This window comes from Mesorhizobium sp. M1A.F.Ca.IN.020.04.1.1 (genome assembly GCF_003997315.1).
GTDB lineage: Bacteria > Pseudomonadota > Alphaproteobacteria > Rhizobiales > Rhizobiaceae > Mesorhizobium.
The window spans coordinates 1-25,564 of the sequence record NZ_RZSN01000082.1; the positions used below are offsets into that span (position 1 = coordinate 1).

Consider the following 25,564-nt stretch of genomic DNA (forward strand, 5'->3'; position numbering starts at 1 on the left):
ATGTTTCGGCCGCGCCCATTCTGTTCGAAGGTTTTGTCCGCTCGGGTTTGGCCAGCGTGCCGCTGCCCGGCCGGCCGCCGGGTCTTTTCAATCCCAAACACGAAGAATTGCCGGTGACGCTCGCCCGCTTCGGCGCCGGCTCCGACGGGCTAGTGCAGGCAACGCCGACTGAACCGGCGCCCACCATCGTCTTCCCGCCGGACGGGGCTCGCGTCGACCTCGGCACCAATTCGGCGGACGCTTCGCCGCTTGTGCTGAAGCTGCAGGGCGGCCGCGCGCCCTTCCGCTGGCTTGCCAACGGCAAGCCGCTCGCCGGCATCGACCGCCGCCGCATCGCGACCTGGCAGCCCGACGGCACCGGCTATTCGACGCTCACCGTTATCGACGCCGCCGGCCGCGCGGCCAGCGTGAAGGTTTTCGTTGAATAGAAGCGGGCAAGCGATTCGGCGCGTTGCGCCTTTCAAGGATCGAAAGGCACTTCTCTCGAGGCTTATTGCGAAGCACACCCGTCCTTCAGCGGGAGCAGCTATAATCCTCCCGGCACTGGCTCTCCTGGCTGCCTTCTCCGCCCACGCCGACCCCCTGCCCGCCGGATTCGTCCGGCTCGCCGATGTCGATCCGACCATTCGCCAGGACATCCGCTATGCCGGGCTGGGAAACTTCCTGCAGCGCGAGGTCGACGGCTACGAAGCGCCGGTCTGCATCCTGACCGCGCCGGCGGCGAAGGCGCTGTCCGGCGTCCAGAAAGCAATGACGGCCGAGGGCCTCACGCTGATCGTCTTCGACTGTTACCGCCCGGCACGCGCCGTCGCCGACATGGTCAGATGGACAAGGCAAGGCGGCCCGCCCGATCCGCAATGGTATCCGAAGGTCGAGCGCGGCGACCTCATCGCCGAGGGCTATGTCGGCGAACTGTCCAGCCACTCGCGGGGCTCGACCGTTGACCTCGCCGTCGCTGAGCTTGACAAGACAAGCCCGGCTCATTCCGCTTGCGGCGCGACTGACGCCCGCACGCTCGACTTCGGCACCGGATTCGACTGTTTCGATTCGGCGAGCGAGACGGCCCACCGCCCGCTGCCCCTCCAAGCGACGGCAAACCGCACGATGCTGCTTTCGGCCATGCGCGCCGCCGGCTTCCGCAACTATGCGCGGGAATGGTGGCATTTCACCCTCGCCGACGAGCCGTTTCCAAAGCAGCGCTTCGATTTTACGGTGACCGCCGACTAGGGCACAGGACTTGCCCGGATCGCGGCCGGTTCTAATTAGGCCCGCTGACGAGGAACCACGCTGCTGGCAAGTGAGGAAGATATTTCCTCGACTGGCCGCCCCTCGGCGAAAAATTGCTGCAAGGAGATGAAAAAGGCAACATTGAGTGCATCTAATTTCTATAAATTCGCTAGAGTTCGGGCCGTTCAACGGAGGCGGAAATGACCAACCCTCATTTCGGGAAACTGCTCGGCGCGCTGGTCGCCACATCTGTCCAGTTCGGCTCGCTCGGTTTCGCATTTGCCGATACGACCATTCTGAATGTGTCCTACGACCCGACACGTGAGCTCTACAAAGCCTATGACGAGGCCTTCACCGCGCACTGGAAGGCGGAGACCGGAGAAACCGTTACCATCCAACAGTCGCATGGCGGATCCGGCGCCCAAGCGCGAGCCGTCATCGACGGTCTCGACGCCGATGTCGTGACGCTGGCGCTCGAAGGCGACATCAACGCCATTGCCGCGAAGACGAAAAAGATCAATCCGGACTGGCGCACGAAGTTCGAGAACAACTCGGCCCCCTACACCTCGACCATCATCTTCCTGGTGCGCAAGGGCAATCCCAAGGGCATCCATGACTGGAGCGATCTGGTGAAGGACGGCGTCCAGGTAATCACGCCGAACCCCAAGACCTCGGGCGGCGCGCGCTGGAACTACCTCGCCGCCTGGGCTTATGCCAATGCCAATGACGGCAATGACGAAGCCAAGACCAAGGAGTTCGTCGGCAAGCTCTATGCGAATGTCCCGGTCCTCGATACCGGTGCCCGCGGCTCGACCGTGACCTTTGCGCAGAAGGGGCTGGGCGACGTGCTGATCGCCTGGGAGAACGAAGCCTATCTCGCGCTTGATGAATTCGGCGCCGACAATTTCGACATCGTCTACCCGCCGACCTCGATCCTGGCCGAGCCGCCGGTCGCCGTCGTCGACGGCAATGTCGACGCCAAGGGCACCCGCAAGGTCGCCGAGGCTTATCTGAGATGGCTCTATTCGAAGGAAGCTCAGACCATCATCGCCAAGAACCACTATCGTCCGGCCAAGCCCGACCTGGTGCCTGCCGAGGATCTCGCCAAGCTCCCAGCAATCAAGCTTGTCACCATCGACGATCCGCAATTCGGCGGTTGGAAGAAGGCGCAGCCTTATCATTTCGGCGACGGTGGTATATTCGACCAGATTTACAAGCCCGCCCAATGAAGCATGGCGGCCATAGGCCGGATGAAACCTGATTGGGTCTATTGTACGAGTGCCCGAGCCGAGGCGAAGGGCACTCTGGTCTGAGTAAGAAGGGACGATCCAGAACAGCATGAACACAGCACCCGCCAAGGCGGGGTGGCGGTTCAGACAGCCGAGTGTCATTCCGGGCTTCGGATTGACGCTCGGCTTCTCGCTTGCCTACCTCACGCTCATCATCCTCATTCCGCTTTCGGGGCTGGTCTGGCGTTCGGCCGCGCTCGGCTGGACCGACTTCTGGGCGATCGCCGTCGACCGGCGCACTCTCAATGCGCTGAAGATCAGCTTCGGCACCGCCTTCCTGGCCGCCGCGGTCAACGTCGTCTTCGGCACCATCGTCGCCTGGGTGCTGGTCCGCTACCGCTTCCCCGGCCGACGCATCGCCGATGCGATGGTCGACCTGCCCTTCGCCTTGCCCACCGCAGTCGCCGGTATCGCGCTCACCACGCTCTATGCGCCGAATGGCTGGATCGGCCAGCTTCTGATGCCGCTCGGCATAAAGGTCGCCTACACCCCGCTCGGCATCGTCATCGCCTTGGTGTTCATCGGCCTGCCCTTCGTGGTGCGCACCGTCCAGCCGATCATGGAGGAGCTCGACAGGGAGGTCGAGGAAGCTGCCGCCACGCTTGGCGCCAACCGCTTCCAGACCATCACCCGCGTACTCTTCCCGGGACTGGCGCCGGCCATCGTCACCGGCTTCTCGCTCGCCTTCGCGCGCGGTGTCGGCGAATACGGCTCGGTCATCTTCATCGCCGGCAACCTGCCCTTCAAGTCGGAGATCGCGCCGCTCCTCATCGTCATCAGGCTCGAGGAATACAATTACGAGGCGGCGACCGCGATCGCCGCGATCATGCTGGCGCTGTCCTTCGTGATGCTTTTGGTCGTCAACCTCGTCCAGACATGGAGCCGCAAGCGCTATGGCTGATCCCGAGATCAAATCCTATGAACCGCATCACGAAAGCCAGTCGGCCGCGGTGACCGAAAGTCGGCCGGTGCGCTGGGTGGCGATGGGAATAGCCTTCGCCTTCCTCGCCGTCTTCCTGCTTCTGCCGCTGATCGTTGTCTTCCACGAGGCGCTTAGCAAAGGCATCGGCGCCTACACGGAGGCGCTTGCCAGCCCCGACACGCGCTCGGCGATCCGCCTGACGCTGCTGGTGGCGGCGATCTCCGTGCCGCTCAACCTCATTTTCGGCATCTCGGCTGCCTGGGCGATCGCCAAGTTCGAGTTCAAGGGCAAGGCCTTTCTGACCACCCTCATCGACCTGCCGTTCTCGGTGTCGCCCGTCATTTCCGGCCTGGTTTATGTGCTCCTCTTCGGGGCTCAAGGCCTGCTCGGCGCGTGGCTGAAGGCGCATGGCATCGTCATCCTGTTCGCCGTGCCGGGCATTGTGCTCGCAACCATCTTCGTCACCTTCCCCTTCGTCGCCCGCGAGCTGATCCCGCTGATGCAGGAACAGGGCAATGGCGACGAGGAGGCGGCTCTGTCACTCGGCGCCAATGGCTGGCAGGCCTTCTGGTATGTGACGCTGCCCAACGTCAAATGGGGCCTGCTCTACGGCGTGCTACTCTGCAACGCGCGCGCCATGGGCGAGTTCGGCGCCGTGTCGGTGGTCTCGGGTCATATTCGCGGCCTCACCAACACCATGCCGCTGCATGTGGAAATTCTCTACAATGAGTATAACGCCGTCGGCGCCTTCGCGGTCGCTTCGCTGCTCGCCGGTCTGGCTTTGGTGACGCTGGTCTTGAAAACACTTCTGGAGATGCGCTACGGCGCCGAGATTGCCGCGACGCGCGGACATTAGATGCATGCCGCCCGAAACCGCGTAGCATGCATCAACTGATTGAGGGATCTGTATGGAAGTTCGCGTTGTCAACGTGCGCAAGGAGTTCGAGCGGTTTCCGGCGCTCCACGACGTTTCGCTCGACATCAGGTCGGGCGAGCTTATCGCGCTGCTCGGGCCATCCGGTTCCGGCAAGACGACGCTGCTCCGCCTGATCGCCGGCCTGGAGCGGCCCACCAAGGGCGCCATCTTCTTCGGCGAAGAGGATGCCTCGCAGAAGTCGATCCAGGAGCGCAATGTCGGCTTCGTGTTCCAGCATTACGCTCTGTTCCGACACATGACGGTTGCCGACAATATCGGCTTCGGCCTCAAGGTCCGGCACGGCGCCGCGCGTCCCTCGGCGCAGGAGATCCGCCGCCGCGCTTCGGAACTCCTCGACCTCGTCCAGCTGTCGGGGCTGGAAAAGCGCTATCCGGCGCAGCTTTCCGGCGGCCAGCGCCAGCGCGTGGCGCTCGCTCGCGCCATGGCCATCGAGCCCAAGGTGCTTTTGCTCGACGAGCCATTCGGCGCCCTTGACGCGCAGGTGCGCCGCGAGTTGCGCCGCTGGCTGCGCGAAATCCACGACGCCACCGGCCACACCACGGTCTTCGTTACCCACGACCAGGAGGAGGCGCTCGAACTCGCCGACCGCGTTGTCGTCATGAGCCAAGGTCGCATCGAGCAGGTCGGCTCGGCCGACGAGATCTACGACACGCCGAACTCGCCTTTCGTCTACAGCTTCATCGGCGAATCGAGCTCGCTGCCGGTCAAGGTTGACAATGGCGAGATCTGGCTGGCCGACCGGCCGGTCGGTCTGCAGGCACCGCATGCGCAGTCGGGAGAGGCCCTGCTCTACTTTCGTCCGCACGATGTCGAGCTGCTCGACGGCTGCAGCGGCTGCATTGCCGGGACGGTCGCCGCCAGCCGCCGCGTCGCCGGCACAAGGCGGGTCGAGCTCGAGATCGGCGGCGAGCGTCAGCGCGTCGAGATCGAGCTGCCGGTCGACCATCCGGCGGCACAGAAGAGCCGGGTGGCTTTCAGGCCGAGGCGCTGGAAGCTTTTCCCGGCCTCCTGACCTATTTGCCGCCTGCCACGTCCGGGCGCCCGGTAGAGGAGCCGCGATGAATCAGGTTGGAAGAAAATCCTACCAAGCGGCTGTTCGGGCGGGAGATTTTCCCGCTGCTCGTGCGTCCCCCGGACCGCGTGCCTCGCGCAGCCAGGCTTTCCTTTTTATGGTCACACCATAGTTCTGATTGTCTGGAGGAGGACCGTTTTCATGAAGCGCTTATTGCTGGGTATTGCCACGCTTGCCGGCTTCGTCGTCCTCGCGTCCTCCCAAGCCTGGTCGGCCGACAAGCTGCTCAATGCCTCCTACGACGTCGGCCGCGAATTGTTTGCCGACATCAACAAGGCTTTCATCGCTGAGCATCCCGGCGTGACCGTCGATCAGTCCCACGCCGGAACCTCGGCGCAGGCTCGTGCCATCGCGGAAGGTTTGGCAGCCGACGTCGTCACCTTCAACCAGGTCACCGACGTCGATTTCCTGGTCAAGAGGGGTCTGATCTCCGCGGACTGGCAGAAGGATTTCCCAGACAACGCATCGCCTTTCTATTCGCTGCCGTCCTTCCTTGTTCGTGCTGGCAATCCCAAGCACATCAAGGACTGGAACGATCTGGTGCGTGACGACGTGCAGGTGATCTTCCCCAACCCGAAGACATCAGGCAATGCGCGCTATACCTATCTCGCTGCCACCGCTTACGCCAAGGAGGCCTTCAAGGGCGACGACGCCAAGGTGAAGGAGTTCATCGCCAAGCTGTTCGCCAACGTGCCGATCTTCGACACCGGCGGCCGCGCCGCCACCACCACCTTCGTGCAGCGCGAGATCGGCGACGTGCTGATCACCTTCGAATCCGAAACGCGCGGCATCCGCAGGGAATATGGCGACGACAAGTTCGAGCAGGTCACGCCTTCAGTCAGCCTGCTGGCCGAATTCCCGGTGGCGATCGTCGATAAGATCGCCGACGAGCACGGCAGCCGCGATCTCGCCAAGACCTATCTCGAATTCCTCTATTCGCCCGAGGGCCAGGACATTGCCGCCCGCAACGGCCTGCGGGCCCGCGACGCAGCAGTGGCCGCCAAATACAAGGCCGAGTTTCCCGACGTGCGCCTGTTGACTGTAGACGAGGTCTTCGGCGGCTGGGACAGGGTGCAGAAAGAGCATTTCGCGGCAGGCGGCTTGCTCGATCAGGCCTATGGCAGCCGGTAGCGCTTACAATCAAAAGAAGTGGAAAGCCGTCATCGCCGTCGGCATCGCCGGCTTTTTTCAATCTGGAGCCGGCATCACTTTGCCGGCGAAATCGACGCGGCCAATGTGAAAAACATTACGAAGAATCAACGCGTTTGTGCCTAACCTGTGTGGATGAATTGCTGTGCCAAACCGCCTAGCGCGGCCAAAACTGTCATGATTTGCACACAAACAACCGCCAGATGCAGGCGCTTGGGGTTTGATAAACTGAATCGGGCATGCTGACCAAAAAAGGCAAATATGGCCTCAAGGCTCTCGTGCATCTTTCCGGCCTGCCGGCTGGCCAGCTTGCATTCGTCAACGACATAGCGGTCGCAAACAACATCCCGAAGAAGTTCCTGGACGCCATTCTGGGCGAATTGCGCAATGCCGGCTTCGTCCAGAGCCGCAAGGGCAAGGAAGGCGGCTATCGCCTCGCCAGGCCCGCTTCCGAGATCAAGATCGGCCATGTCGTGCGCGTGCTCGACGGGCCGCTGGCGCCGATCCCTTGCGCCAGCCGCACGCAATATCAGCGCTGCGAGGACTGCGACGAGGCGACGTGCCAGGTCCGCCACATGATGCTGGAAGTGCGCCAGGCGATCGCCGAGGTGCTCGACAACCGCAGCCTCGCCGCCATGCGCGACGCCGACAACGACGATTTCCCGGTCGAACTCACGTCGCAGATCTGACCGCTCAGCCGCGCCGTCTCGCCGTTGGTTGTCTGTCCGCGACAGACGCTGTAAATCGTCTGACGGATGGATCAAGGTTTGGGGGTATCTAACGCATGAGGCTGCCTCGGCTTGGCAAGTCCCGCAGGGCCAACCGGCAACCGTCATCCGCCAGCATCTATCATACCGAGATCATCGCCGACGTTGCAGTGCCGGAGCGCGGCGAGACCGTCCGCTTCTTCAGCCGCAAGCTCCTCCGCCCCGGCAAGTTGCGCAGCGTCTCCAACAAGGATCTGCGCGAAAGCCTGCTATCCATGTTCTATCTCGGGGTGGCGGCGGTGCTGCCGGTGGCCTGGTGGGCGCCGATCTGCGATTGGGTTTCGACGCTTCGACGCAAGCGTCATTTTCGCAAGGATTTCGCGCGGTATGACGTGGCGATCAAAGCGGTGCTTGGCGATGATGCCGACACGCGAAGCCTTTTCAGGGGACATCTCGCCGCCGCGCATCGCCGCCGTCTGATGCTTGCCGCTCATCTGGCGCCTGGCAGGCGCTGGTCGCCGGCGATCCGGCTGGAAGGCATCGACGGCTTGCGCGAGGCCTTGCAGCGCGGCCGCGGCGCCATCGTCTGGTGCGATCAGTTCGCCGCCCAGAGCATCATGGGCAAGCGCGCCCTCTTCGAAGCCGGCATCGAAGCGCACCAGGTGAGCGTCAACTTCCACGGCTTTTCGGAAAGCAAATTCGGCCTGCATGTGATCAACAAGCCGCTGGTCGAGGTCGAAAACCGGTTTCTGAAGAGCCGCATCGTCTTTGAGCGCGCCGAAGCCTACCAGGTTACGGCGCGCATCCAGAAGACGCTGAAGGAGAACGGAGTCGTGCTGATGACCAACACCATCCACGCGGGATCTACCTTCACCGAGAGCGCCATGGGCGAGCGTGGCTGGACCCACCACGCCTCGGCGCCGGCGAATTTTGCGGCGCGCGCCGGCGCTGCGCTGTTTGGCATGTCGACCCTGGAGACAGTGCCCTTTCGCGAATACCGGGCGATCGTCAGTCCCGAACTGAAGCCCAACGCTGTCCAGCCTGCATCCCGGCCGGCAAAGGACGTGGCGGCAAAGAACCTCGTTCTGCAAGCGGCCTATATCCTGCTCAAGCGCGACCGACTGCTGGAAGCGGTCAAACTGCATCCCGAGCAGATGATGGCCTGGTCCAGCGCCAACCGGCTCACCGGACAGCAGGATCAAGCCGCGATCGGCGCCGACGCCGCATAATGCATTTCCCCCAGACGCGCAGCGGTTTTGGGTCAACGACATGCATCAGAACGAAGACTGAAAAGTGCGTCGCCTAAATCTGGTCAGCTCGAGGGGCTTGAGCTCAGTGCTTGCTTAAGGATGGCCGCGACGCTCCGCGCGCCATCCGCCGTCACCGCCGGTTCGTCCGGCTCCGGTTCTTCCAGGGTCGCGAACTGGCTGTCGACCAGACTCGCCGGCATGAAATGGCCTTTGCGCCCCGACACCCGTCGCCGGGCAGTCTCGCGATCGATCTTCAGATAGAGGAAGACGATGCCCGGGCAAAAGCTGAGCAGCCGGTTCCGGTAGCTGCGCTTCAGCGCCGAACAGGCCGCCACCGGCTTGTGTCCCTCGCCGACCGAGGCTGCGATGCGCTCGCCGATGGCATCGAGCCAACCCTCGCGCAACGCATCCGTCAGCGGCTCGCCGCGCGCCATGCGCGCCACGTTTTTCGGCGGATGCAACCGGTCGCCCTCGATGAAGACCGCGCCCAGCGCCTCGGCCAGCGCTTCGCCCATCACCGTCTTGCCGCAGCCGGCGACCCCCATCACGACTATGGCCGGCGCTGACCGGATGTCGTTCAATGGAAACCTCCGACGGCTGTGACCTTACGATCCTTCATCCACAGTCAGCGGCTTGCCGGCGCACGGCCATAGAGCAAAAGCATGGCCACGATCACGACGCCGTAAATGATCTGCCGCCCCGCCTCCGGCATCTGCATGACCGACAGGATCGATTGCAGCAGCGTGATCAGGATCACGCCGGCGACGGTGCCAAGATATGAGCCGCGGCCGCCGAGGATCGAAGTGCCGCCCAGCACCACGGCGGCGATCGACGGCAACAGATAGGCGTCGCCCATCGACTGCGCCGCCTTCGATGCGTAGCCCGCGAGCAGGACGCCCCCGAAGGCCGAGAGCCCGCCGGAGACGGCAAAGGCAATCAGCACCACGCGGCGCGTGTCGATTCCGGAAAGATAGGCGGCGCGCTCACGGTTACCGATGCCGTAAACGACGCGGCCGAAGGAGGTGCGGGTCAGCACGAAAACCATTGCCGCCCCTATCAGCGCCCAGATGATCACCGCGTTCGGCACCCCCGGAATGGTGAAGCCGGTCGCAAGGTAGCGCATCGCCGCTGTCGCCGAATCCTGCGGCGAGAACCCGCCCGTATAGACCACCATCAGCCCTTGCGCGACGGCGTTGGTGGCTAGAGTGATGATCATCGAGGGAATGCGCAAATAAGCCACGCCGACGCCGTTGACGATGCCGATCGCGACCCCGCACAGGACGCCGAACGGGATGGCGAGCGCGACGCCGACCGGACCGTAGGCTGCAGCGGCACAGGCCATCATCGCGCCGGTCGCCACCGACCACGGCACGGAAAGGTCGATCTGGCCGAGCAGGATTACCAGCATCATGCCGGTGGCGATCACGCCGAGGAATGACGCGACCTTCAGCTGCTGCAGGAGATATTCCGGCGAGAGAAAACTGCGCGAATAGAGGCTACCTAGCAGAAGCAGGATAACGATGCAGGCAAAGGCGGTCGCCACCGCCGGATCGGCGCGGCGGATGAATTTCGGCATGCGGCTGGCGATGCCGCCAAGCGTCGTTTCGCTCACAGGAACCACTCCAGCCGGTTGCGCACCCGAAACAGCGCGAAGGCGCCGAGGCTGACCGCGATCAACAGGATGATGCCCTGGAACAGCGGCTGCCAGAGCGGGTCGAAATCGAAGACGAACAGCAGGTCGCCGATGGTGCGGAAGGCGAGCGCTCCGAAGATCGCGCCAATAGCGCTGCCTTTGCCCCCGAACAGCGAGACGCCGCCGAGCACAACTGCCGCGATCGAGAACAACGTGTAGGCATTGCCGCTCGCATAGGCAGCCTCGCCCGTATAGGTAAAGAAGGTGAGGAACAGGCCGCCAATCGCGGCAAGCAGTCCGGCCAGCGTATAGGCAAGGAACTTGCCCCTGCGGATCGGCACACCCGACATATAGGCTGCCGTTTCGGACGAGCCCGCAGCGTAAGCGGCGCGGCCGAGCTCGGAGCGGCGGAACGGCACCCACACGACAAGCACGACGACGAACAGCGCCATCAGGCTTGCCGGCACGACGCCGAAGAAGCGCCCTGTCAGGAAATCGGCGACGTCCTCGTTGACCGATCCGCCGGGAACCGGTCGCAAAAGCAGCGCGAGACCGAAATAGACGGCGCCCGTCGCTATCGTAGCGACGATCGGCTGCAGGCGCCCGTAGATCACGATGGCGCCGTTGATTGCCCCGCAGACGAGCCCGGTGCCAAGCACAGCCACCAATCCGAACGCCGTCTCGAGACCCGTGCCGATGACGAGCCAGGAAGCCATGCAATTGGTCAGCGTGAAGATCATGCCGACCGAGAGATCGATGCCGGCGGTGATCACAACCAGCGTTTGCGCCATCGCCACGAAGGCAAGCAGAACGCCCTTGTTCGCCGCCGTCTGCACGACATTGGCCGTGAAGCCGGCTGGATGATTGCCGCTGTAGATCGCGAACATGACGATGAAGATGGCGAACGCCAGCAGCGTTCCGCGCTGTTCGGCCAGCCAATAGCGCCAATCCTTCACGCGCCCTCTCCTTGTTCTGCCCGCCCGCTGCCGCCGTGGATATTCAGCGCGCTGGCGATCAGCGCGTGCTCGGTGATATCGGCGCCAACCAGCTCGCGCTTGATGGCGCCGTCATAAAGCACGAGCACGCGGTCGCAGCAGCCGATCAGCTCGTCATAGTCGGTCGAATAAAACAATATCGCGGCGCCGGCGTCGGCGAGCTTACGCATCAGCTGATAGAGCTCCTGCTTGGTGCCGACATCGATGCCGCGCGTCGGATCGTTGAGCAGAATGATGCGCGGCTGCCGCATCAGCCATTTGGCGATCACCACCTTCTGCTGGTTGCCGCCGGACAGCGCCCCGACAGGGATATCGAGCCCCGCCGTCTTGATGGCCAGTAATTCAACCATGTCATCGATCAGCCGCTGCTCGGCGGCACGGTCGATGACGCTGGCCTTGGACAGCCTGTCTAGTGCTGCGAAGGAAAGGTTCTCGCGCACCGTCATCGGCAGCATCAGCCCTTCCGTCTTGCGGTCTTCCGGGATCAGCGCCATGCCGATACGGTCATCGCTGGCGGCTGCCGGGCTGGCAATCGAAACCTTCTTGCCGTCGACCAGGATCTGCCCGGAAAGACCTCGCAGAACGCCGAAGAACGCCAGCAGCAGCTCACGCTGACCCTGCCCGTCGAGCCCGCCCAATCCTACGACCTCGCCGGCCGCAACCGAGAGCGAGATATTGTCCAGCCTATCGCTCCAGGACAGGTTGCGCGCCTCCAGCACAGGAGCCGCAACCGTCTGGGGCCTGGTCGGCTTCGGCGGAAAGATGTGGCTGTATTCTCGGCCGATCATCAGCTCGACGACTTCGTTGTCGCTCTTCGATCCAGCCCGATAGCTGGCAACATTGCGGCCGTTGCGAAACACCGTGCACTGGTCGGCAAGCTCGGAGATCTCGTTCATTCGGTGGGAGATATAGAGCAGCGCCAGCCCTTCCTGGCGCAACCGCTTCAGCACCTCGAAGACCTTCGCGACATCGGCGGCGGTCAGCGCCGACGTCGCTTCGTCGAGGATCAGGATGCGCGGCTTCCTGGCCAACGCCTTGGCGATCTCGACCATCTGTCGTCGCGAGAGCGGCAGGTCCTTGATCAGCGCCAGGGGGTGAATATCGGCGGCACCCGCGCGGGCAAGCGCCTGTTCCGCGAGGCGCCGTTGCGCCTTGCGGTCGATCATGCCGAAGCGTTTCGGCGGATCGGATATGACGATGTTGTCGGCGACGCTCAGCTCCGGAATGAGCGACAGCTCCTGAAAGATGCAGACGATGCCGGCCTGGTTTGCCGCGGCGGGCGAAGCAAATGTCACCTCGCGGCCGTCCAGGGTCATGGTACCTTCATCCGGCGCAACGACACCGGCCATGACCTTGATCAAAGTCGATTTGCCGGCGCCGTTCTCACCGAGAATGGCGTGGATACTGCCGGCCGTGACGGTGAGATCGGCCTTTTCCAGGGCGCGCACGCCGCCATAGCGCTTGGATATGCCTTCCATGCGGAAGAGCGGAGCCGCGCCGTTCATCAGCCCTCCCCAGGCCAGTTCGTGATTGGCATCAAGCGGCCGGCGTCGCGGCTTCCGCGACGTCGGTCCGTCAGACTATTTGTTTTCCTTGGTCTGGCCCATGATTTCCTGCGCGGTGAAATTGATGCCGCAGGTCGGGAAGGAATTGCCGACGAAGAAATTGTCGGACTGATCGGGGAAGTAGTCCTGCCCTGCCTTGAAGTTCGGATCCTCGACGATGGCCAAAGGCAGCTTGACCGACTGCGGCACGACATTGCCTTCGAGCGCGGCAATCGCCGTCTTGATGGCAACGGCAACCTGCGCCGGGCCGGTACCGGCCGACGAACATTTCAGCCCGTCCGCCGCATGCGCCGCGCAGAATTTGCGGAAGCCGTTTTCCGTCTCGCCGCCGAACGGCACGAACGGATGCTTGGCGTCGATCATCGCCTGCACGATGCCGGTATCGCCGCCTTGCCCTGTGATGCCGTCGAACGGTCCGCTGGTGGCGATCGCGTCGGCCGTGGCTTTCTGCGCCACGCCGTCGTCCCACTTGCCGACGACCTCGGTGACGTCCCATTTCTTGCCCGACGCGTTGAGAACCTCGTGAATGCCATTGTGCCGGTCGGTATCGACGGAGGTACCCGCGACGCCGCGCACCTCAAGCACTTTGCCGCCGTTCGGAACGTGCGAGACCAGCCATTTGCCCCACAATTCGCCGAGCCCCTTCTGGTCGACATTGACGTTGATGGCCTCCTTGGTGTCGAGGATGTTGTCGAAGGCAACCAGGATGACACCGGCTTCCTTGGCGCGCTTGATCACAGGCCCGAACGCGGTCGGGTTCTGGGCGTTGACGACGATCGCGTCGAAGCCGGAATCAATGAAGTTATTGATCGCCGAGATCTGCGCCGGCACATCCTCGCCGGTCGACACCACCTTGAATTCCTTCAGCTTCTTGGCAACGTCCGGCTGCGCGGCATAGGCTTTGGCCGTCTGGATCATCTGGATGCGCCAGGTATTGGCGATATAGCCGTTCGCGAGCGCGATGCGATAGGGCCCTTCCTTCTTCGGATATTTGAAGAATTGTGTGTCGGCCGCCCAGGGCGCGAAGCAGTCGGGCTCGGCCGAGGGCCCTTTGACGATTTCCGGATCGGCGATCGCCGACGAGCTCAGCATGAAAAATGCAGTGGCGGCAACCACACCGCCAACAAGTGACTTGATCATCAGTATTCCTCCCAGTTGCAGTTCTGCTTGTTGATTAAGTCCTGGCGTTTTGGCCGGCACCTCCTGCCGCATCCAATCGCCTGCCGGCCGACCTTTGCCGCCCGCTGCCTCCTCTTGCCTCGCCTGAGGGCAATTCAGCAAACTATCATATTATACATAATAAACAAGTACGGACTGTTTGCTTATGTATAATAAACAGCGCCTCGCGTCTGCCATCTTATTGCTCGACGCAGAAGATGGTAGCGCTACCATGCAAGGTAGTAAACCGGCATTTGCACAGTCGTCTTTGCGTGTTTCAACGTGCGGTGCTCTCGCGGCGAATGAGCTCGAAACCGAGATCGACAACCCTCTGCTGGGGCCTCCGGCCCGCAATCGCCGCCAGCGCCATCGCCACTGCCTGCCGTCCGATTTCATAACGATGCGTGCGAACGCTGGTGACCGACGGGAACGCCGCCTGCATCATGTCGAGGTCGTTGAAGCCGACGATGCCGATGGCCTTCGGTACCGCGATGGCGGCGCGGCGACATTCGAACAAGACCCCCAGCGCGATATCGTCATTGTTGCAGAAGACGCCGTCGAGCGACGGCATCTTGGCCAGAGCATCGCGCAAAAGCTCGCGGCCGAGCGTCACGCTGGACAGTAGCGGCGTGGTGGTGACCAGGCGGGGATCGAACAGGCCGGCCGACTCCATGGCCGCGCGATAGCCGGCAAGGCGCCGCTGCGAGCGCGGGTCCATGCGCGCGCCGATGAAACCGATGCGCCGATAACCTGCCTCGATCAGGTGCTCGGTGGCAGCGCGGCCACCGTCGAAATGCGAGAAGCCGACCAGCATATCGACCGGATCGTGTCCGGTTTCCATCACTTGCACCACCGGGCAGCCGGCCGTCTCCAGCAGCTTTCGCGACTGCGGCGTCTGGTCGATGCCGGCGACGATAAGCGCCGCCGGGCGCTGCGAGGCGAACAGCTGCAGCAGCCGCTCCTCTTCCAGGCCCGAATAGTGGGTATTGCCCATCTGGATGCGGAAAGGGCTGTCCGAAAGACTGTCATAGATGCCGCGCACCACTTCGGCAAAGACATTATTGGTGAGCGACGGCACCAGCACGCCGAAGACCTCCGCGCGCGCCGAAGCCAATGCGCGCGCATTGGGGTCCGGGATGTAACCGAGCTCGTCGACGGCGACCTGTATCTGCCGGCGCAGATCTTCCGAGACCCGCCCAGGCTCGCGCAGCGCACGCGACACGGTGATGGCGCCGACGCCCGCCTTGCGCGCCACATCGGCGATGGTCGGGCGGCCGCCGCCGCGCCGCGAGCGCGGCCTTGTCACCGCCTTGTCCTTTTTGCACGAAAGGAGCGCAGCGGCGAGTTGACGATCAACAGTTTAGCCACAGCAACCATGTTTCGCAGCCCGTCCCAATCCGGTTGGGTCGCGCAGGCCATGGCCGTTGTCAAGCCGACGAATATTGGTTCAGCCGACCCCCGGCAGAGGCGATAAACCCCCCAGGTCAATGCCTCGGTCGTCAGACCGCCCTCGCCTGATCGGCCGTAAGCGCCTGCTCCCGCGTGCCGGAGACGATGATCTCAAGGACCTCGTGCTCGTCGGTGTTCCTGACATGACGGTCGCCGACATTCTCGCCGCGCTTGAGCACCATGACACGGTCGCCTACGGCGAAAATGTCGACCAGCCGATGCGAGATGATGATCTGGGCAACACCCTGCCTTTTCAGTTCCAGCATGGTCTCGAGGAGCCGCGCGGTCGCCATCACCGAGAGATTGGCGGTCGGTTCGTCGAGGATCACGACGCGTGGCTCGAACGAAATCGCGCGGGCAATCGCCACGGATTGCTGGCGACCGCCCGACAGGCTCTCGACCTTCTGGAAAACGGAGTTCACGTCCACCTTCAGCCGCTTCAGCACGCTATCGGCTTCCGCGTACATCTTGCGGCGATTGACAAAAGGGCCTTTGCGCGGCCAGCGGCCGAGAAAGATGTTCTGGCCGACATCCATGTTTCCGCAAAGAGCGAAATCCTGGTAGATCATCTCGATGCCCGCATCGCGGCTCTCATGCGGACTCTTGAAGTGCACCGGTTGACCGGCGACGAGGATTTCGCCGGCGTCGCGCTGATAGGCGCCGGTCAGGATCTTCATGAGCGTCGACTTGCCGGCCGAGTTGTCGCCGACCAGTCCAAGGATCTCTCCGGGATAGAGCACTAGATCGACTTTCCGAAGCGCCTGAACGGCACCGAAGGCTTTTTCGATGCTTCGCATTTCCACGATCGGTTGAGGCAACGCAGCATCAGGCATGAATGGTTTCCCGGGTTCGTGCGCCTCGCGCGAGGCGGGCTCGCAGGCGACCGAAGATATTGGCCTGGCGCACCCAGATGTCGATCAACACCGCGACAATGAGGATGACGCCGATGAAGACATTGATCCAATGCTGCGGCATGCTGAAGCCCTGGACATTGAGCTGCAGGAGCGCCCTAACCAGTGTGATCACGGCTGCACCGGCCAGAGAACCCAGCATGGTGCCGTAGCCGCCGAAGATCGACCCGCCGCCGATGATCACCGACGCGATGGCGTCGAGTTCGCGGAACTGGCCTGCAACGGGGTTGAAGCTTCGGAAATAGGCGACGTTGATGATCCCGGCCATCGTCGCGCAGAACGCCGCCAGCATGAGCGAGATGAAGCGCGCCCGGTTGGTGTTGATGCCGGCATAGGCGGCGGCGCGGATGTTGCCGCCGGTTGCATAGACCTTTTGCCCGAACGGCGTGTAGGCGAGCACGACACCGGCAATCCCGGCGACGAAGATCATCCAGACCGTCTGCACGCTGACCACCTCGGCCAGTGTTCTGAGGATGCCATCCGGAAGCACGATGCTGAAGTAAAGGAGGATGTCATTCACCTTGCGGCCGAGCAAATTGTAGCCCTCCGGCCAGCCGGTAAGCTGCTGCCCGGCGACGAACCAGGCCGCGAGGCCGCGGGCGATGTAGAACATGCCAAGCGTTGCGATGAAGGCCGGCAGTTTCAAGCCAACGGCGACGACAGCGTTGACGAGGCCGGCAAGCATTCCCGCAAGGAGGCCCATCGCGACAGCGGTGACGGGGTCGGCGCCCAGGACCTTCAGGAAATAGGCCGCCGCGCTGCCGGCGAGCGCCAGGACGGCTCCGACGGAGAGATCGATATCGCCGGCCGCGATGACGTAGGTAAGCCCGACCGTGATCAGCGCCAGTTCCGTATAGTTGAGCAGGATCGCGAAAGTGTTGGACAGGTTCCACCAGTAATCCGGCCTGAGGAAAAGACCCGTGAGCCACAGCACCACTGTCAGGATGACGGCGAGGGCATCGCGCCGGGCGAGGAACTTGCCGAACCCCGTTGCCGACAGTGCGATGTCGGTCGCCATCGCGCCCTTGGTCACCACGCCCTCGAGCGCGACCCCGCCGATCTCGAAGGCCGGGGGCGGCGGCCTGCCGCGCAGCCATGCCCAGAGGCGCGCCGCGACCTGGCGGCGGATGAGATAGGGTTCGATCAGCACGGCGATGACAAGCAGCAGTCCGAGGAAGACCGGAACCGCGCCCACTGGCAGGGAGTAGACGGCGTTGACCGTCACCTCCTCCTCGCCGATTTTGATGGTGCGCGTGATCGGCAAACCCTCGCGCAGCACCTTGTCGAGCAGAACGACCAGCATGGCGCCGAGGCAGGATCCGGCGACTCGGCCGCGACCGCCTAGAATGGAAGCGCCGCCGATGATCACCGCGGCGATGACGGTCAGTTCGCCGCTGACGCCGTAAAGCGGGGTCACGCCCTTGTCCTGAGCGGCCGACAGGAGGCCGGCAACGGCGGCACAGAGCGACGAGAGCAGATAGGCACGGATGCGCACCCAGTTCGTCGGTATGCCAGCATAGACTGCTGCCTGCTCGTTGCCGCCCGTCGCAAAGGTTTCGTAGCCCCAGCGAGTGTTGGCGAGCACGTAGGCGCCGATCACGGCAACGACCGCGAAGATTGCGATCTGGTTGTTGAAGCCGAAGACGTTCGTCTCGCCGAGATGGAAGAAGAGCGGGGCCTCCTTCGCTTTTCCTGGATAGTAGATCGCCTGACCGTGCGTCAGGGCGAGGACGAAGCCGCGGCCGATCAGAAGCGTGGTCAAGGTGGCGATGAACGCCGGCACTTTTAGGATGGTAACGAGCACGCCGTTGACGAGGCCGATCAACATCCCAAGAAGGACGCAGACGGTCACCGACATGACGATGCCGAGATCGGCGAAGCTTGGCGCGAACAGCCTCGCAAAAACGACGGCCACAAGGCCGTAGATGGAACCGACCGAAAGGTCGAGGTCCTTGTTGATGATGACGAAGGTCATTCCGACGGCGATGATGGCGACCCGCGAGGTATCGCGAAGCAGTGCATGGAACGCCTCCGGCGAGCCGAAAAACGTCGGATTGACGGCAGCGCCGCCGAGATAGATCAGCGCCAGCAGGGCAAGCAATCCCATTTCCCAGCCGCCGAGGAGCTGGGGTGGAAGGCGACGAGCGAGAGCTTCAGCGGGCATTCTTTGATAGAGGGTTCCGAAGGCCAAAATGCGCGGGAAGATACCAGCCCTCCCGCGCCGGGTTCAGTGTCGCTTTGACATTCAGTTCTCGAAACGCTTGCCGACCTTTCCAACGGTCTCTTGCGTCACGAGTTGGGCGCGCGTGTCGAGATTGGCGGCCGCGATGCCGCGATCGATCTGCAGATAGAGTTGCATGACCGGATAGAAGCCCTGCAGGAAGGGCTGCTGCCCGAGCGCGCCGGTCAGGTCGCCGCTCTTCAACGCATCCTGCTGCGCCGGACCGAGGTCAAACCCATAGGCGCAGATCTTGCCAGTCTTTCCGGTTTGGGCGACGGCCTTGGCCAGCGCAGGCGTGAACACGTTGTTGCCGGCGAAGGCGCCGACAACATCACCGCGCGACTCGAACAGCGTCACGATGCCGTTCACCGGATCGTTCGGATTGGTGTCGATGCCGGTGTTCTCGGGACCTGCGTCGACCTTGAAGGCCTCGAGCTTGCCGGCATCCTTCAGGCCTTTGACGATCGCGTTGAAGGCCGCGGTGACGCGATTGTTCACCTCGATGTTGCCCATCGCGGTCGATGACGGCAGAACGATCGAGCCCTTCTCGATACCCTTGTCCGCCAGGCACTTGACGAGTGCCTCGCCGGCGATCGCCGCGGCGGAGGCGTCCTGACCGGTGTGGCTGATGCCGCTGCGGTCGAGGATCGTGCCGTCGAAGGAATTGGTCGTTGCTACCGGTATGCCCTTGGCTCCGGCGGCCTTGACGATGTCGTTATAGGCGCCGACCTGGGGCGTTGTCATGATCAGCCCGTCGATCGTCGGATCCTGCACAATCTGATTCAGGATTTCGATCTCGCGGGCCGGGTCGTCGGTCGGAGATTCCGAGCCGAGCAGCAGTATCTTGGCGCCGATCAGATTGCCGGCGGCGGTTGCGCCGACATAGACCGGATCGAAGAAGCCGTTGCCGGCCGTATGTGTGACGATGGCGAAGGTGAGATGGCCATCGGCCGAATGGAAATCCTTGGTGGTGGGGGCTTCCTTTGCGGCTTCCTCGAAGCTGTAGCCGCCGACTGCTTTCTCGACGCCGCCGGACTGCGCGAAGGCGGAGGGCACGCCGAGCAACAACGCCGCGGCGGATGCCGCGAGCGGGAAAGTACGTCTCATGATTATCCTCCCTTGCATTCAACGGGCGGAAGCCGTTCGAGCGCATTTATTCAGGAGATTTTCCGACTGCTTCCTCCCACTTTCGCAATATTCCGCCCAAAGCCTTTCCAAGTAAATAGCCTGCTGCACCCAGTATTCGGGCGCGACGCCATACGAAAGAGCACGGACGAGTATCACCTGACCCCTCCCTTTGCGCCGGTAGACAAGGTTGGAATGGCCAGGGTTGCCGGCGGAAATCAGGCTGGCGCTTCCGCGCCTCGCCTCGCCTTCCACACAAGCAGCAAAATCGCCGCGAGATTGACCAGGTTCCAGGCGATGCCGTTGAGGAAGGCGGCGGCATAGGAGCCGGTTAGATCGTAGATCCAGCCCGACATCCAGCCGCCGACGGCCATGCCGAAGATCGTCGCCATCAGGACGATGCCGACGCGCTGGCCGGCTTCCTTGGCCGGCATGTAGTCGCGCACGATGATCGCATAGCAGGGAACGATGCCGCCTTGCGAGAGGCCGAACACCAGCGACACCACATAAAGCGAAGCCAGCCCGTCGAAGGGAATATAGAACAGCAGCGACAAGCATTGCAGCGCCGAACCGATGATCAAGGTTTTCACCGCGCCGATGCGATCGGCGAGGAAACCTGAGCCAATGCGGCTGACAACGCCCGCCGCCAGCATGATCGACAACATGTCGGCGGCGCGCGCGACGCCGTAGCCGAGATCCATGCAATAGGCGACGATATGCACTTGCGGCATCGACATCGCCATGCAGCAGCCGAAGCCGGCAATCACCAGCAGCATCTGCAACGCCGCCGGCGACAGCGAGATTGGCTGCGTCGGCCGGCTTCCCGGCGAGCCATGGGTGGCTTCGCGCGGCGCGCCGCGGCGCAGCATCAGCACCAGCGGCACCATGGTAGCGAGGCAGAAGATGCCGATCGCGGCATAGGTGAACCGCCAGCCTTCGCCTTGCATGACATAGGGCATCACCGTCGGCCAGACTGCTCCGGCAAGATAGCTGCCGGATGCGGCCGCGGTCACCGCGACCCCGCGGCGCCGGTTGAACCAGTGCGAGATGTCGGCGATCAACGGGCCGAAGATCGCCGATGTGCCGAGTCCGATCAGAAGCCCCTGGACAAGGCTGAACGCAAGGATCGAGCTGGTCAGCGAGGCGAGCAGGAAGCCCGCGCCGAGCGCAATCGCAGAGACGAGCGCCGGGATCCAGTAACCCATGCGGTCGATGGCGCGTCCGACCAGCATATTGCCGGCGGCGAAGCCGACCATGGTCGCGGTATAAGGCATTGAAGCCGCGGCCCTGTCGACGCCGAATTCGGCCTGCACGGCGGGCAGAACGACGACCACCGCCCACATGCCGGCGCCGCCGATCGTCGACAAAAGCATCGAGACGCCGAGCCGTACCCATGCATAGGCGCTGTCGATGCTGGGGCCATCTGCCCGGCTGGAGACGGTTGTCGTCACACCTTTCCTGTCCGCGCTTGCTGGTGATCGGGCGGTTTCCACCCCAAGTATCGGCGCATTCCCGGTGCCGAGCAGCGCCACAAGGGACAAATCCGTGGCTCCAGAAATCGGGAACCGGCCATGCCGCCCAGAGTTTTTGCCCCAAGAGAGCGTTGTGCCCAAGGGGAGTTGTGCCCCAGGAAGGAGGTTCGCCATGACCGCCAGGAAAAAATGGTCGGCCGAAGTGACCGCGCACAGCGATGCGCTGGATCTCGAGGAGCACATTTTCGAATCCGACGATGCCAAGAGGATCGCCACCTCGCTGAAGCGCTCGTCTGAGCACAGCCATCGCCGCAAGGCTGAGCCGTTCCGATCCGCGATGTCGATTCTGAATTTCTACATCAACCGCGCCGGCAGGAACCTGCCGGAGAAGCGCAAGCGAGTTCTGGAAAAGGCCAAGGACGAGTTGCGCGTCGCTTTCGGGCGCGAGAAGGAAGACTAAGGACTTGTCGAGGTCGGACCGGGCCTCACCCGGGTATCGGTAGGCCTTAGCGCGAGCGGATGACGTCGTCGGTATTCGCGAGCAGCTTGCGCACGGCGTTGCGCGCAGCATCCGGCCGCTGCAGCCGGATGTTCCTCTCGATCGCTTCGTGCAGTTTCTGGGCGTGCTGCAGGTCGTCCAGCTCGCGTGTCGTATAGGCGAAGAGATGATTGAAGGCGGATTCGATCAGGACGCCCAGGGGCACCAGGAGATCGTTGCCGGAGGCCCTGAGAATGGCCAGGTGGAAGCGGGTGTCGGCGCGCGTCCGCTCCTGCAAATTGGTCGCCTCGCCCATCTCGCGGCAGGCCTGGCTGATCTCGGCCATCTGCTCATCGGTGCGCCGCATTGCGGCAAAAGCCGTCGCCTCGGGCTCGATGATGTGGCGGAATTCCTGCACCGTCTTCAGGAAGACTTCACGGTCCGGCGACGTCGCGTACCAGGAGAGCACGTCGCGGTCGAGCAGGTTCCAGCGCTCCTTCGGCTCAACCCAGCTGCCGATTTTCGGACGTGATGCCAGAAGGCTCTTGGCCATCAGCATCTTGATCGCCTCGCGCACCGCCGAGCGGCTGACGTCGAAAGTCTCCGACCATTTGGCCTCGTTGGGCAGGATGGTGCCCGGCGGGTAGTCGCCGCGCACGATCCGAAGGCCGATTTCGCTGGCCAGCGAGGTGTGCACGCTGGCACCAGGGATGCGCGGCGCGTCCGGCCGGCGAACGCCAGCCATACGCTCGGCGGATGCCGCTTTCGTCGGCCTCTTTTCGTTGTTCGGCTTTGCGTCCCGCATACGCCCAGAAAGTCCGGTTTTCAGAAGCTGTCAAGCGCGGCAAGGCCGCCTTTGCCGCTAGACGCCGCGCTGTGCACAGCTCAACCTATGTTTGTCGGCCCTCACGCTGTTTTGACGTATTTGCGCCAGCTGTGTTCGGGGCGGAAGCCGAGCACGTCCCGCGCCTTGCGGTTGGACAGTAGCGTCTCGAATTCACCGAGCTCGGCTTTCACCGGCACGCCTGGATAGAAACGCTTCAGCAACTCGGCCGTCGGCAGATCGGACGAGGTCTCGTCATTGGCGGCGTTGAACACCTGATAGCCCAGCCCATCCTTCTCGATGGCGCGCAAGGCGATCTGGCCGAGATCGCGGGCGTCGATATAGCTCCAGGCAATGCGCTTGCGGAAACCGGGATCGGCAAACCATTTCGGGAACAGCGCATATTCATGCGGCTCGATGACGTTGCCGATGCGCAGCGCATAGATGTCGAAACCGCTGCGCAGCGCGAAGGCGCGCGCCGTCTTTTCGTTGACGATCTTGGACAGGGCGTAGCTGTCCATCGGATCGACGTCATAGTCCTCGTCGAGCGGGAAATGGGTCGGGTTGCGCGGCTCGTTGGCGAAGACCAGGCCGTAGGTCGTCTCGCTGGAGGCGATGATCACCTTGCGGATGCCGAGTTTCACCGCCGCTTCGATGACGTTGTAGGTGCCCATCGCGTTGATGCGGAACACCTCGTTGTCCGGGGTGATCATGATCCGCGGGATGGCGGCAAAATGCACCACGGCGTCGACCGGCTGTGCGCGCTGCGATGGATCGAATTCATGCAGCCCGGCATAGCTCGACAGCGCGTTGAACACCTGGCCGCTGTCGGTAATGTCGGTGATCAGCGTGCGCACCTTCGGGTTGTCGAGCGGCTTGGTGTCGATGTTGAGCACCTGGCAGCCATGCTCGACCAGATACTGCACGACATGGCGGCCGGCCTTGCCGCTGCCGCCGGTGAACATGATGCGCTTCGTCATTTTGCTCTCCACATTTCTCAAGGATTGTGTGTATTGTCAGACAATATGGCATTCAGCAACGGCCTGCCAACCGCGATCCGCGAAAACCTTCTCCAGCAATGCTCGCCGGCCGGTCGCGCCGGCGCCGACCATCAGGAAAGACAGGGACGAAACGACATGACCACCACCGCTGCCCGCGAAAACATCGGTTTCATCGGCCTCGGCCTGATGGGGCATGGCATCGCCAAGAACATCGTCGACAAGGGCTATCCGCTCACCTTCCTCGGCCGCAAGAACCGCAAGCCGGCGGATGACCTGCTCGGCCGCGGCGCAAAGGAAGTGGCCACGTCCAAAGAAGTGGCAGCGGCCTCCGACATCGTCTTCATCTGCGTCACCGGCTCGCGTGAGGTCGAGGCGATCATCCGCGGCCCCGGCGGGCTGAAGGAAGGTCTGAAGCAAGGCTGCGTGGTCGTCGATTGCTCGACATCCGACCCCGTCTCCACCGTCGCGCTGGCAGCCGAACTCAGGGCGCTCGGCGTCGACTATGTCGACGCGCCGCTCAGTCGCACGCCGAAGGAGGCCTGGGAAGGCACGCTCGACGCCATGGTCGGCGCGCCCGACGCGGTGTTCGCACGGTTGAAGCCGGTGATCGAAACCTGGGCCGGCCGCATCGTCCATATCGGTGACACCGGCGACGGCCACCGCATGAAGCTGCTCAACAACTTCATCTCGCTCGGCTACGCGGCGATCTATTCGGAAGCCTTGGCGCTGGCGCAGAAGGTCGGCATCTCGCCGCCCCGCTTCGACAGCGTGATCCGCAACGGCCGCATGGATTGCGGCTTCTACCAGACCTTCATGCGCTGGACGCTGGAAGGCGACCGCGACGCCCACAAATTCTCCATCGCCAATGCCTTCAAGGATTTGACCTATCTGGAATCGATGGCCGGCGCTGCCGGCATCGCCAATCCGCTTGGCAACGCCACCAAGAATTCGTTCGCGACCGCCTTCGCGGCGGGGCCGGCCGAGCAGTATGTGCCGATGCTGGCCACCCATATCGGCAAGCTCAACGGCGTCGACCTGATGCCGTCGAAGGACGGCAAAAAGCAGACGATCTGAAAGCCGCGGCCAAGCCTGTCAGCGTCTCGAGAGCTCGATCACCTCGTCGGTATTGGCGAGAAGCCTGTGCACCGCGCTTCTCGCCGCGGCCGGGCGCTGCAGGCGGATGTTCCGCTCGATCGCCTCGTGCAGGGACTGGGCCCGCCGCTGGTCGCTGTGCTCGCGCGTGACGAAGACGAAGAGATGATCGAGCGCCGATTCTATCAGCACGCCAAGCGGCACCAGCAGTTCATTGCCGGAGGCGCGCAGGATGGCGAGATGGAATCGCGTATCGGCGCGCGTGCGCTCCTGGATATGCGCCGCCTCTCCCATCTCGCGGCACGCCTGGCTGATTTCGACCATCTGCTCGTCGGAGCGCCGCAGCGCCGCGAAGGCGGCCGCCTCAGGCTCGATGATATGGCGGAACTCCTGCACCGTTCTGAGAAACACCTCGCGGTCAGGGGAGGTCGCGTACCAGGCGAGCACGTCGCGGTCGAGCAGGTTCCAGCGCTCCCTCGGCTCGACCCAACTGCCGATCTTGGGGCGGGACGCGAGCAGGCTCTTGGCCATCAGCATCTTGATGGCCTCGCGCACCGCCGAGCGGCTGACATTGAAGGTTTCCGACCATTTGGCTTCGTTGGGCAGGACAGTTCCGGGCGGATAGTCGCCGCGCACGATCCTGAGGCCGATCTCGCCGGCGAGCGATGCGTGCACGCTGAGGCCGGCAATCCGCGTCGCCTCGGGTCGGCGCATCGTGGCCGGCTGTACAGGCTCGGCTAAGCGCTTTCCAGACTTTTCCCGTGGCATCCGCCTTCCGGTGCCTCCTGTCGCGGGCTCCAAGACGCCCGCAAAAACTCTGCCGGATAAGAAAATTCTGGCGCAAAAACTCTTGGCTCCGCCGCCCCGGCAAGGCCGCGCCCATAGTCCTGGCGAAAGGTGGAGGGGCGCCCTTCGAAGGGCGCCCCGGGGATCGAAGCCTACTTCTGGATGCAGGTGTCGACCGTATCCTTGGTGCATTCGTCGAGGCCGGTGAAGACCGGATCGTCGACCTTCTTGCCCTGGATGAGGTCGAGCATCACCGACGGCGCCTTGTAGCCCATTTCGAACGGCCGCTGGCCGACCAGTGC

The 25,564-nt window shown here is 63.3% G+C and carries 23 protein-coding genes and 2 pseudogenes; 11 read left to right on the top strand and 14 right to left on the bottom strand.

The features are described 5' to 3' along the window. The 9 genes and pseudogenes from EOA49_RS17540 to EOA49_RS17580 all read left to right on the top strand — a co-directional run. Positions 1–428, top strand: a pseudogene (locus EOA49_RS17540) (penicillin-binding protein 1C); the annotation flags it as partial. A 100-nt stretch (positions 429–528) separates the two neighbouring features. Then, positions 529–1,227, top strand: a complete 699-nt coding sequence (locus EOA49_RS17545; RefSeq protein WP_164747015.1) for a M15 family metallopeptidase — start codon at positions 529–531, stop codon at positions 1,225–1,227. Between the two features lie 200 nt (positions 1,228–1,427). Continuing rightward, positions 1,428–2,456 carry a sulfate ABC transporter substrate-binding protein gene (locus EOA49_RS17550; RefSeq protein WP_127242007.1) on the top strand — a complete coding sequence of 343 codons (1,029 nt, stop codon included), beginning with the start codon at positions 1,428–1,430 and terminating at the stop codon, positions 2,454–2,456. A gap of 109 nt (positions 2,457–2,565) precedes the next feature. Further along, complete coding sequence (gene cysT, locus EOA49_RS17555) at positions 2,566–3,417, top strand: sulfate ABC transporter permease subunit CysT (RefSeq protein ID WP_066990552.1); 852 nt, start codon at positions 2,566–2,568, stop codon at positions 3,415–3,417. Then, positions 3,410–4,294: a sulfate ABC transporter permease subunit CysW gene (gene cysW / locus EOA49_RS17560; protein WP_067328919.1), complete on the top strand. Its 885-nt coding sequence runs from the start codon at positions 3,410–3,412 to the stop codon at positions 4,292–4,294. Before cysT ends, cysW begins: the two co-directional genes overlap by 8 nt. A 52-nt stretch (positions 4,295–4,346) precedes the next feature. Continuing rightward, the gene (locus EOA49_RS17565; RefSeq protein WP_095831663.1) at positions 4,347–5,387 is read left to right on the top strand and encodes a sulfate/molybdate ABC transporter ATP-binding protein; all 1,041 of its coding nucleotides are present in this window, start codon (positions 4,347–4,349) and stop codon (positions 5,385–5,387) included. Between the two features lie 201 nt (positions 5,388–5,588). Beyond that, positions 5,589–6,578 (top strand): sulfate ABC transporter substrate-binding protein, encoded by a 990-nt coding sequence (locus tag EOA49_RS17570; RefSeq protein WP_095831662.1) that lies wholly within the window; start codon positions 5,589–5,591, stop codon positions 6,576–6,578. Positions 6,579–6,835: 257 nt separating this feature from the next. Beyond that, positions 6,836–7,285, top strand: a complete 450-nt coding sequence (locus EOA49_RS17575) for an Rrf2 family transcriptional regulator (protein WP_013530871.1) — start codon at positions 6,836–6,838, stop codon at positions 7,283–7,285. A gap of 95 nt (positions 7,286–7,380) precedes the next feature. Continuing rightward, entirely contained in the window at positions 7,381–8,532 is a 1,152-nt protein-coding gene (locus EOA49_RS17580) for a hypothetical protein (RefSeq protein WP_127241969.1), read from the top strand. Positions 8,533–8,615: 83 nt separating this feature from the next. Here EOA49_RS17580 and EOA49_RS17585 read toward each other — a convergent pair whose 3' ends face one another. The 10 genes from EOA49_RS17585 to EOA49_RS17630 all read right to left on the bottom strand — a co-directional run bounded on the left by EOA49_RS17585 (position 8,616) and on the right by EOA49_RS17630 (position 21,061). Further along, the gene (locus EOA49_RS17585) at positions 8,616–9,098 is read right to left on the bottom strand and encodes a gluconokinase (protein ID WP_082954084.1); all 483 of its coding nucleotides are present in this window, start codon (positions 9,096–9,098) and stop codon (positions 8,616–8,618) included. An 80-nt stretch (positions 9,099–9,178) separates the two neighbouring features. After that, a complete protein-coding gene (locus EOA49_RS17590) occupies positions 9,179–10,165 on the bottom strand; it encodes an ABC transporter permease (protein ID WP_095802329.1) in 987 nt (328 codons plus the stop codon). Next, positions 10,162–11,142 carry an ABC transporter permease gene (locus EOA49_RS17595; RefSeq protein ID WP_066990536.1) on the bottom strand — a complete coding sequence of 327 codons (981 nt, stop codon included), beginning with the start codon at positions 11,140–11,142 and terminating at the stop codon, positions 10,162–10,164. Before EOA49_RS17595 ends, EOA49_RS17590 begins: the two co-directional genes overlap by 4 nt. Further along, positions 11,139–12,686 (bottom strand): sugar ABC transporter ATP-binding protein, encoded by a 1,548-nt coding sequence (locus EOA49_RS17600; protein ID WP_095802328.1) that lies wholly within the window; start codon positions 12,684–12,686, stop codon positions 11,139–11,141. The genes EOA49_RS17595 and EOA49_RS17600 overlap by 4 nt, the downstream gene beginning before the upstream one ends. Positions 12,687–12,761: 75 nt before the next feature. Then, on the bottom strand, positions 12,762–13,886 hold the full coding sequence (locus EOA49_RS17605) for a sugar ABC transporter substrate-binding protein (RefSeq protein WP_127243271.1): 1,125 nt from the start codon (positions 13,884–13,886) through the stop codon (positions 12,762–12,764). A 295-nt stretch (positions 13,887–14,181) separates the two neighbouring features. Next, positions 14,182–15,210 carry a LacI family DNA-binding transcriptional regulator gene (locus EOA49_RS17610; protein ID WP_067328901.1) on the bottom strand — a complete coding sequence of 343 codons (1,029 nt, stop codon included), beginning with the start codon at positions 15,208–15,210 and terminating at the stop codon, positions 14,182–14,184. Positions 15,211–15,403: 193 nt separating this feature from the next. Further along, positions 15,404–16,186: an ATP-binding cassette domain-containing protein gene (locus EOA49_RS17615; protein WP_066990523.1), complete on the bottom strand. Its 783-nt coding sequence runs from the start codon at positions 16,184–16,186 to the stop codon at positions 15,404–15,406. After that, positions 16,179–18,428, bottom strand: a complete 2,250-nt coding sequence (locus tag EOA49_RS17620; RefSeq protein WP_127240318.1) for an ABC transporter permease — start codon at positions 18,426–18,428, stop codon at positions 16,179–16,181. The genes EOA49_RS17615 and EOA49_RS17620 overlap by 8 nt, the downstream gene beginning before the upstream one ends. 81 nt (positions 18,429–18,509) lie before the next feature. Continuing rightward, entirely contained in the window at positions 18,510–19,592 is a 1,083-nt protein-coding gene (locus EOA49_RS17625) for a substrate-binding domain-containing protein (protein ID WP_066990516.1), read from the bottom strand. Positions 19,593–19,828: 236 nt separating this feature from the next. Beyond that, entirely contained in the window at positions 19,829–21,061 is a 1,233-nt protein-coding gene (locus EOA49_RS17630; protein WP_245460708.1) for an MFS transporter, read from the bottom strand. A 193-nt stretch (positions 21,062–21,254) separates the two neighbouring features. On the opposite strand from EOA49_RS17630, the gene EOA49_RS17635 reads away from it, so the two are divergent. Next, a complete protein-coding gene (locus EOA49_RS17635) occupies positions 21,255–21,542 on the top strand; it encodes a DUF3175 domain-containing protein (protein ID WP_127243272.1) in 288 nt (95 codons plus the stop codon). Between the two features lie 46 nt (positions 21,543–21,588). Here the strand turns inward: EOA49_RS17635 and EOA49_RS17640 are convergent, their stop codons facing one another. Together EOA49_RS17640 and EOA49_RS17645 are read right to left on the bottom strand one after the other, a co-directional pair. Beyond that, on the bottom strand, positions 21,589–22,365 hold the full coding sequence (locus tag EOA49_RS17640) for a FadR/GntR family transcriptional regulator (RefSeq protein WP_095779401.1): 777 nt from the start codon (positions 22,363–22,365) through the stop codon (positions 21,589–21,591). 101 nt (positions 22,366–22,466) lie between these two features. Continuing rightward, on the bottom strand, positions 22,467–23,363 hold the full coding sequence (locus EOA49_RS17645; RefSeq protein WP_127240320.1) for an NAD(P)-dependent oxidoreductase: 897 nt from the start codon (positions 23,361–23,363) through the stop codon (positions 22,467–22,469). A gap of 156 nt (positions 23,364–23,519) precedes the next feature. Here EOA49_RS17645 and EOA49_RS17650 point away from each other — a divergent pair, with 156 nt between their 5' ends. Then, positions 23,520–24,458: an NAD(P)-dependent oxidoreductase gene (locus tag EOA49_RS17650; RefSeq protein WP_095784042.1), complete on the top strand. Its 939-nt coding sequence runs from the start codon at positions 23,520–23,522 to the stop codon at positions 24,456–24,458. Between the two features lie 18 nt (positions 24,459–24,476). On the opposite strand, the gene EOA49_RS17655 is transcribed toward EOA49_RS17650, so the two are convergent. Together EOA49_RS17655 and EOA49_RS17660 are read right to left on the bottom strand one after the other, a co-directional pair. Beyond that, a complete protein-coding gene (locus EOA49_RS17655; protein WP_127240323.1) occupies positions 24,477–25,244 on the bottom strand; it encodes a FadR/GntR family transcriptional regulator in 768 nt (255 codons plus the stop codon). 170 nt (positions 25,245–25,414) lie between these two features. After that, a pseudogene (locus EOA49_RS17660) lies at positions 25,415–25,564 on the bottom strand (sugar ABC transporter substrate-binding protein); the annotation flags it as partial.

Excerpts from the sequence above, each read along its gene's own strand:
- EOA49_RS17550 (WP_127242007.1), top strand. The coding sequence starts at position 1,428 with ATGACCAACCCTCATTTCGGGAAACTGCTCGGCGCGCTGGTCGCCACA.
- cysT (WP_066990552.1), top strand. The coding sequence starts at position 2,566 with ATGAACACAGCACCCGCCAAGGCGGGGTGGCGGTTCAGACAGCCGAGT.
- cysW (WP_067328919.1), top strand. The coding sequence starts at position 3,410 with ATGGCTGATCCCGAGATCAAATCCTATGAACCGCATCACGAAAGCCAG.
- EOA49_RS17565 (WP_095831663.1), top strand. The coding sequence starts at position 4,347 with ATGGAAGTTCGCGTTGTCAACGTGCGCAAGGAGTTCGAGCGGTTTCCG.
- EOA49_RS17570 (WP_095831662.1), top strand. The coding sequence starts at position 5,589 with ATGAAGCGCTTATTGCTGGGTATTGCCACGCTTGCCGGCTTCGTCGTC.
- EOA49_RS17575 (WP_013530871.1), top strand. The coding sequence starts at position 6,836 with ATGCTGACCAAAAAAGGCAAATATGGCCTCAAGGCTCTCGTGCATCTT.
- EOA49_RS17580 (WP_127241969.1), top strand. The coding sequence starts at position 7,381 with ATGAGGCTGCCTCGGCTTGGCAAGTCCCGCAGGGCCAACCGGCAACCG.
- EOA49_RS17585 (WP_082954084.1), bottom strand. The coding sequence starts at position 9,098 with ATGGGGGTCGCCGGCTGCGGCAAGACGGTGATGGGCGAAGCGCTGGCC.
- EOA49_RS17600 (WP_095802328.1), bottom strand. The coding sequence starts at position 12,686 with ATGAACGGCGCGGCTCCGCTCTTCCGCATGGAAGGCATATCCAAGCGC.
- EOA49_RS17605 (WP_127243271.1), bottom strand. The coding sequence starts at position 13,886 with ATGATCAAGTCACTTGTTGGCGGTGTGGTTGCCGCCACTGCATTTTTC.
- EOA49_RS17615 (WP_066990523.1), bottom strand. The coding sequence starts at position 16,186 with ATGCCTGATGCTGCGTTGCCTCAACCGATCGTGGAAATGCGAAGCATC.
- EOA49_RS17620 (WP_127240318.1), bottom strand. The coding sequence starts at position 18,428 with ATGCCCGCTGAAGCTCTCGCTCGTCGCCTTCCACCCCAGCTCCTCGGC.
- EOA49_RS17625 (WP_066990516.1), bottom strand. The coding sequence starts at position 19,592 with ATGAGACGTACTTTCCCGCTCGCGGCATCCGCCGCGGCGTTGTTGCTC.
- EOA49_RS17635 (WP_127243272.1), top strand. The coding sequence starts at position 21,255 with ATGACCGCCAGGAAAAAATGGTCGGCCGAAGTGACCGCGCACAGCGAT.
- EOA49_RS17640 (WP_095779401.1), bottom strand. The coding sequence starts at position 22,365 with ATGCGGGACGCAAAGCCGAACAACGAAAAGAGGCCGACGAAAGCGGCA.
- EOA49_RS17645 (WP_127240320.1), bottom strand. The coding sequence starts at position 23,363 with ATGACGAAGCGCATCATGTTCACCGGCGGCAGCGGCAAGGCCGGCCGC.
- EOA49_RS17650 (WP_095784042.1), top strand. The coding sequence starts at position 23,520 with ATGACCACCACCGCTGCCCGCGAAAACATCGGTTTCATCGGCCTCGGC.
- EOA49_RS17655 (WP_127240323.1), bottom strand. The coding sequence starts at position 25,244 with ATGCCACGGGAAAAGTCTGGAAAGCGCTTAGCCGAGCCTGTACAGCCG.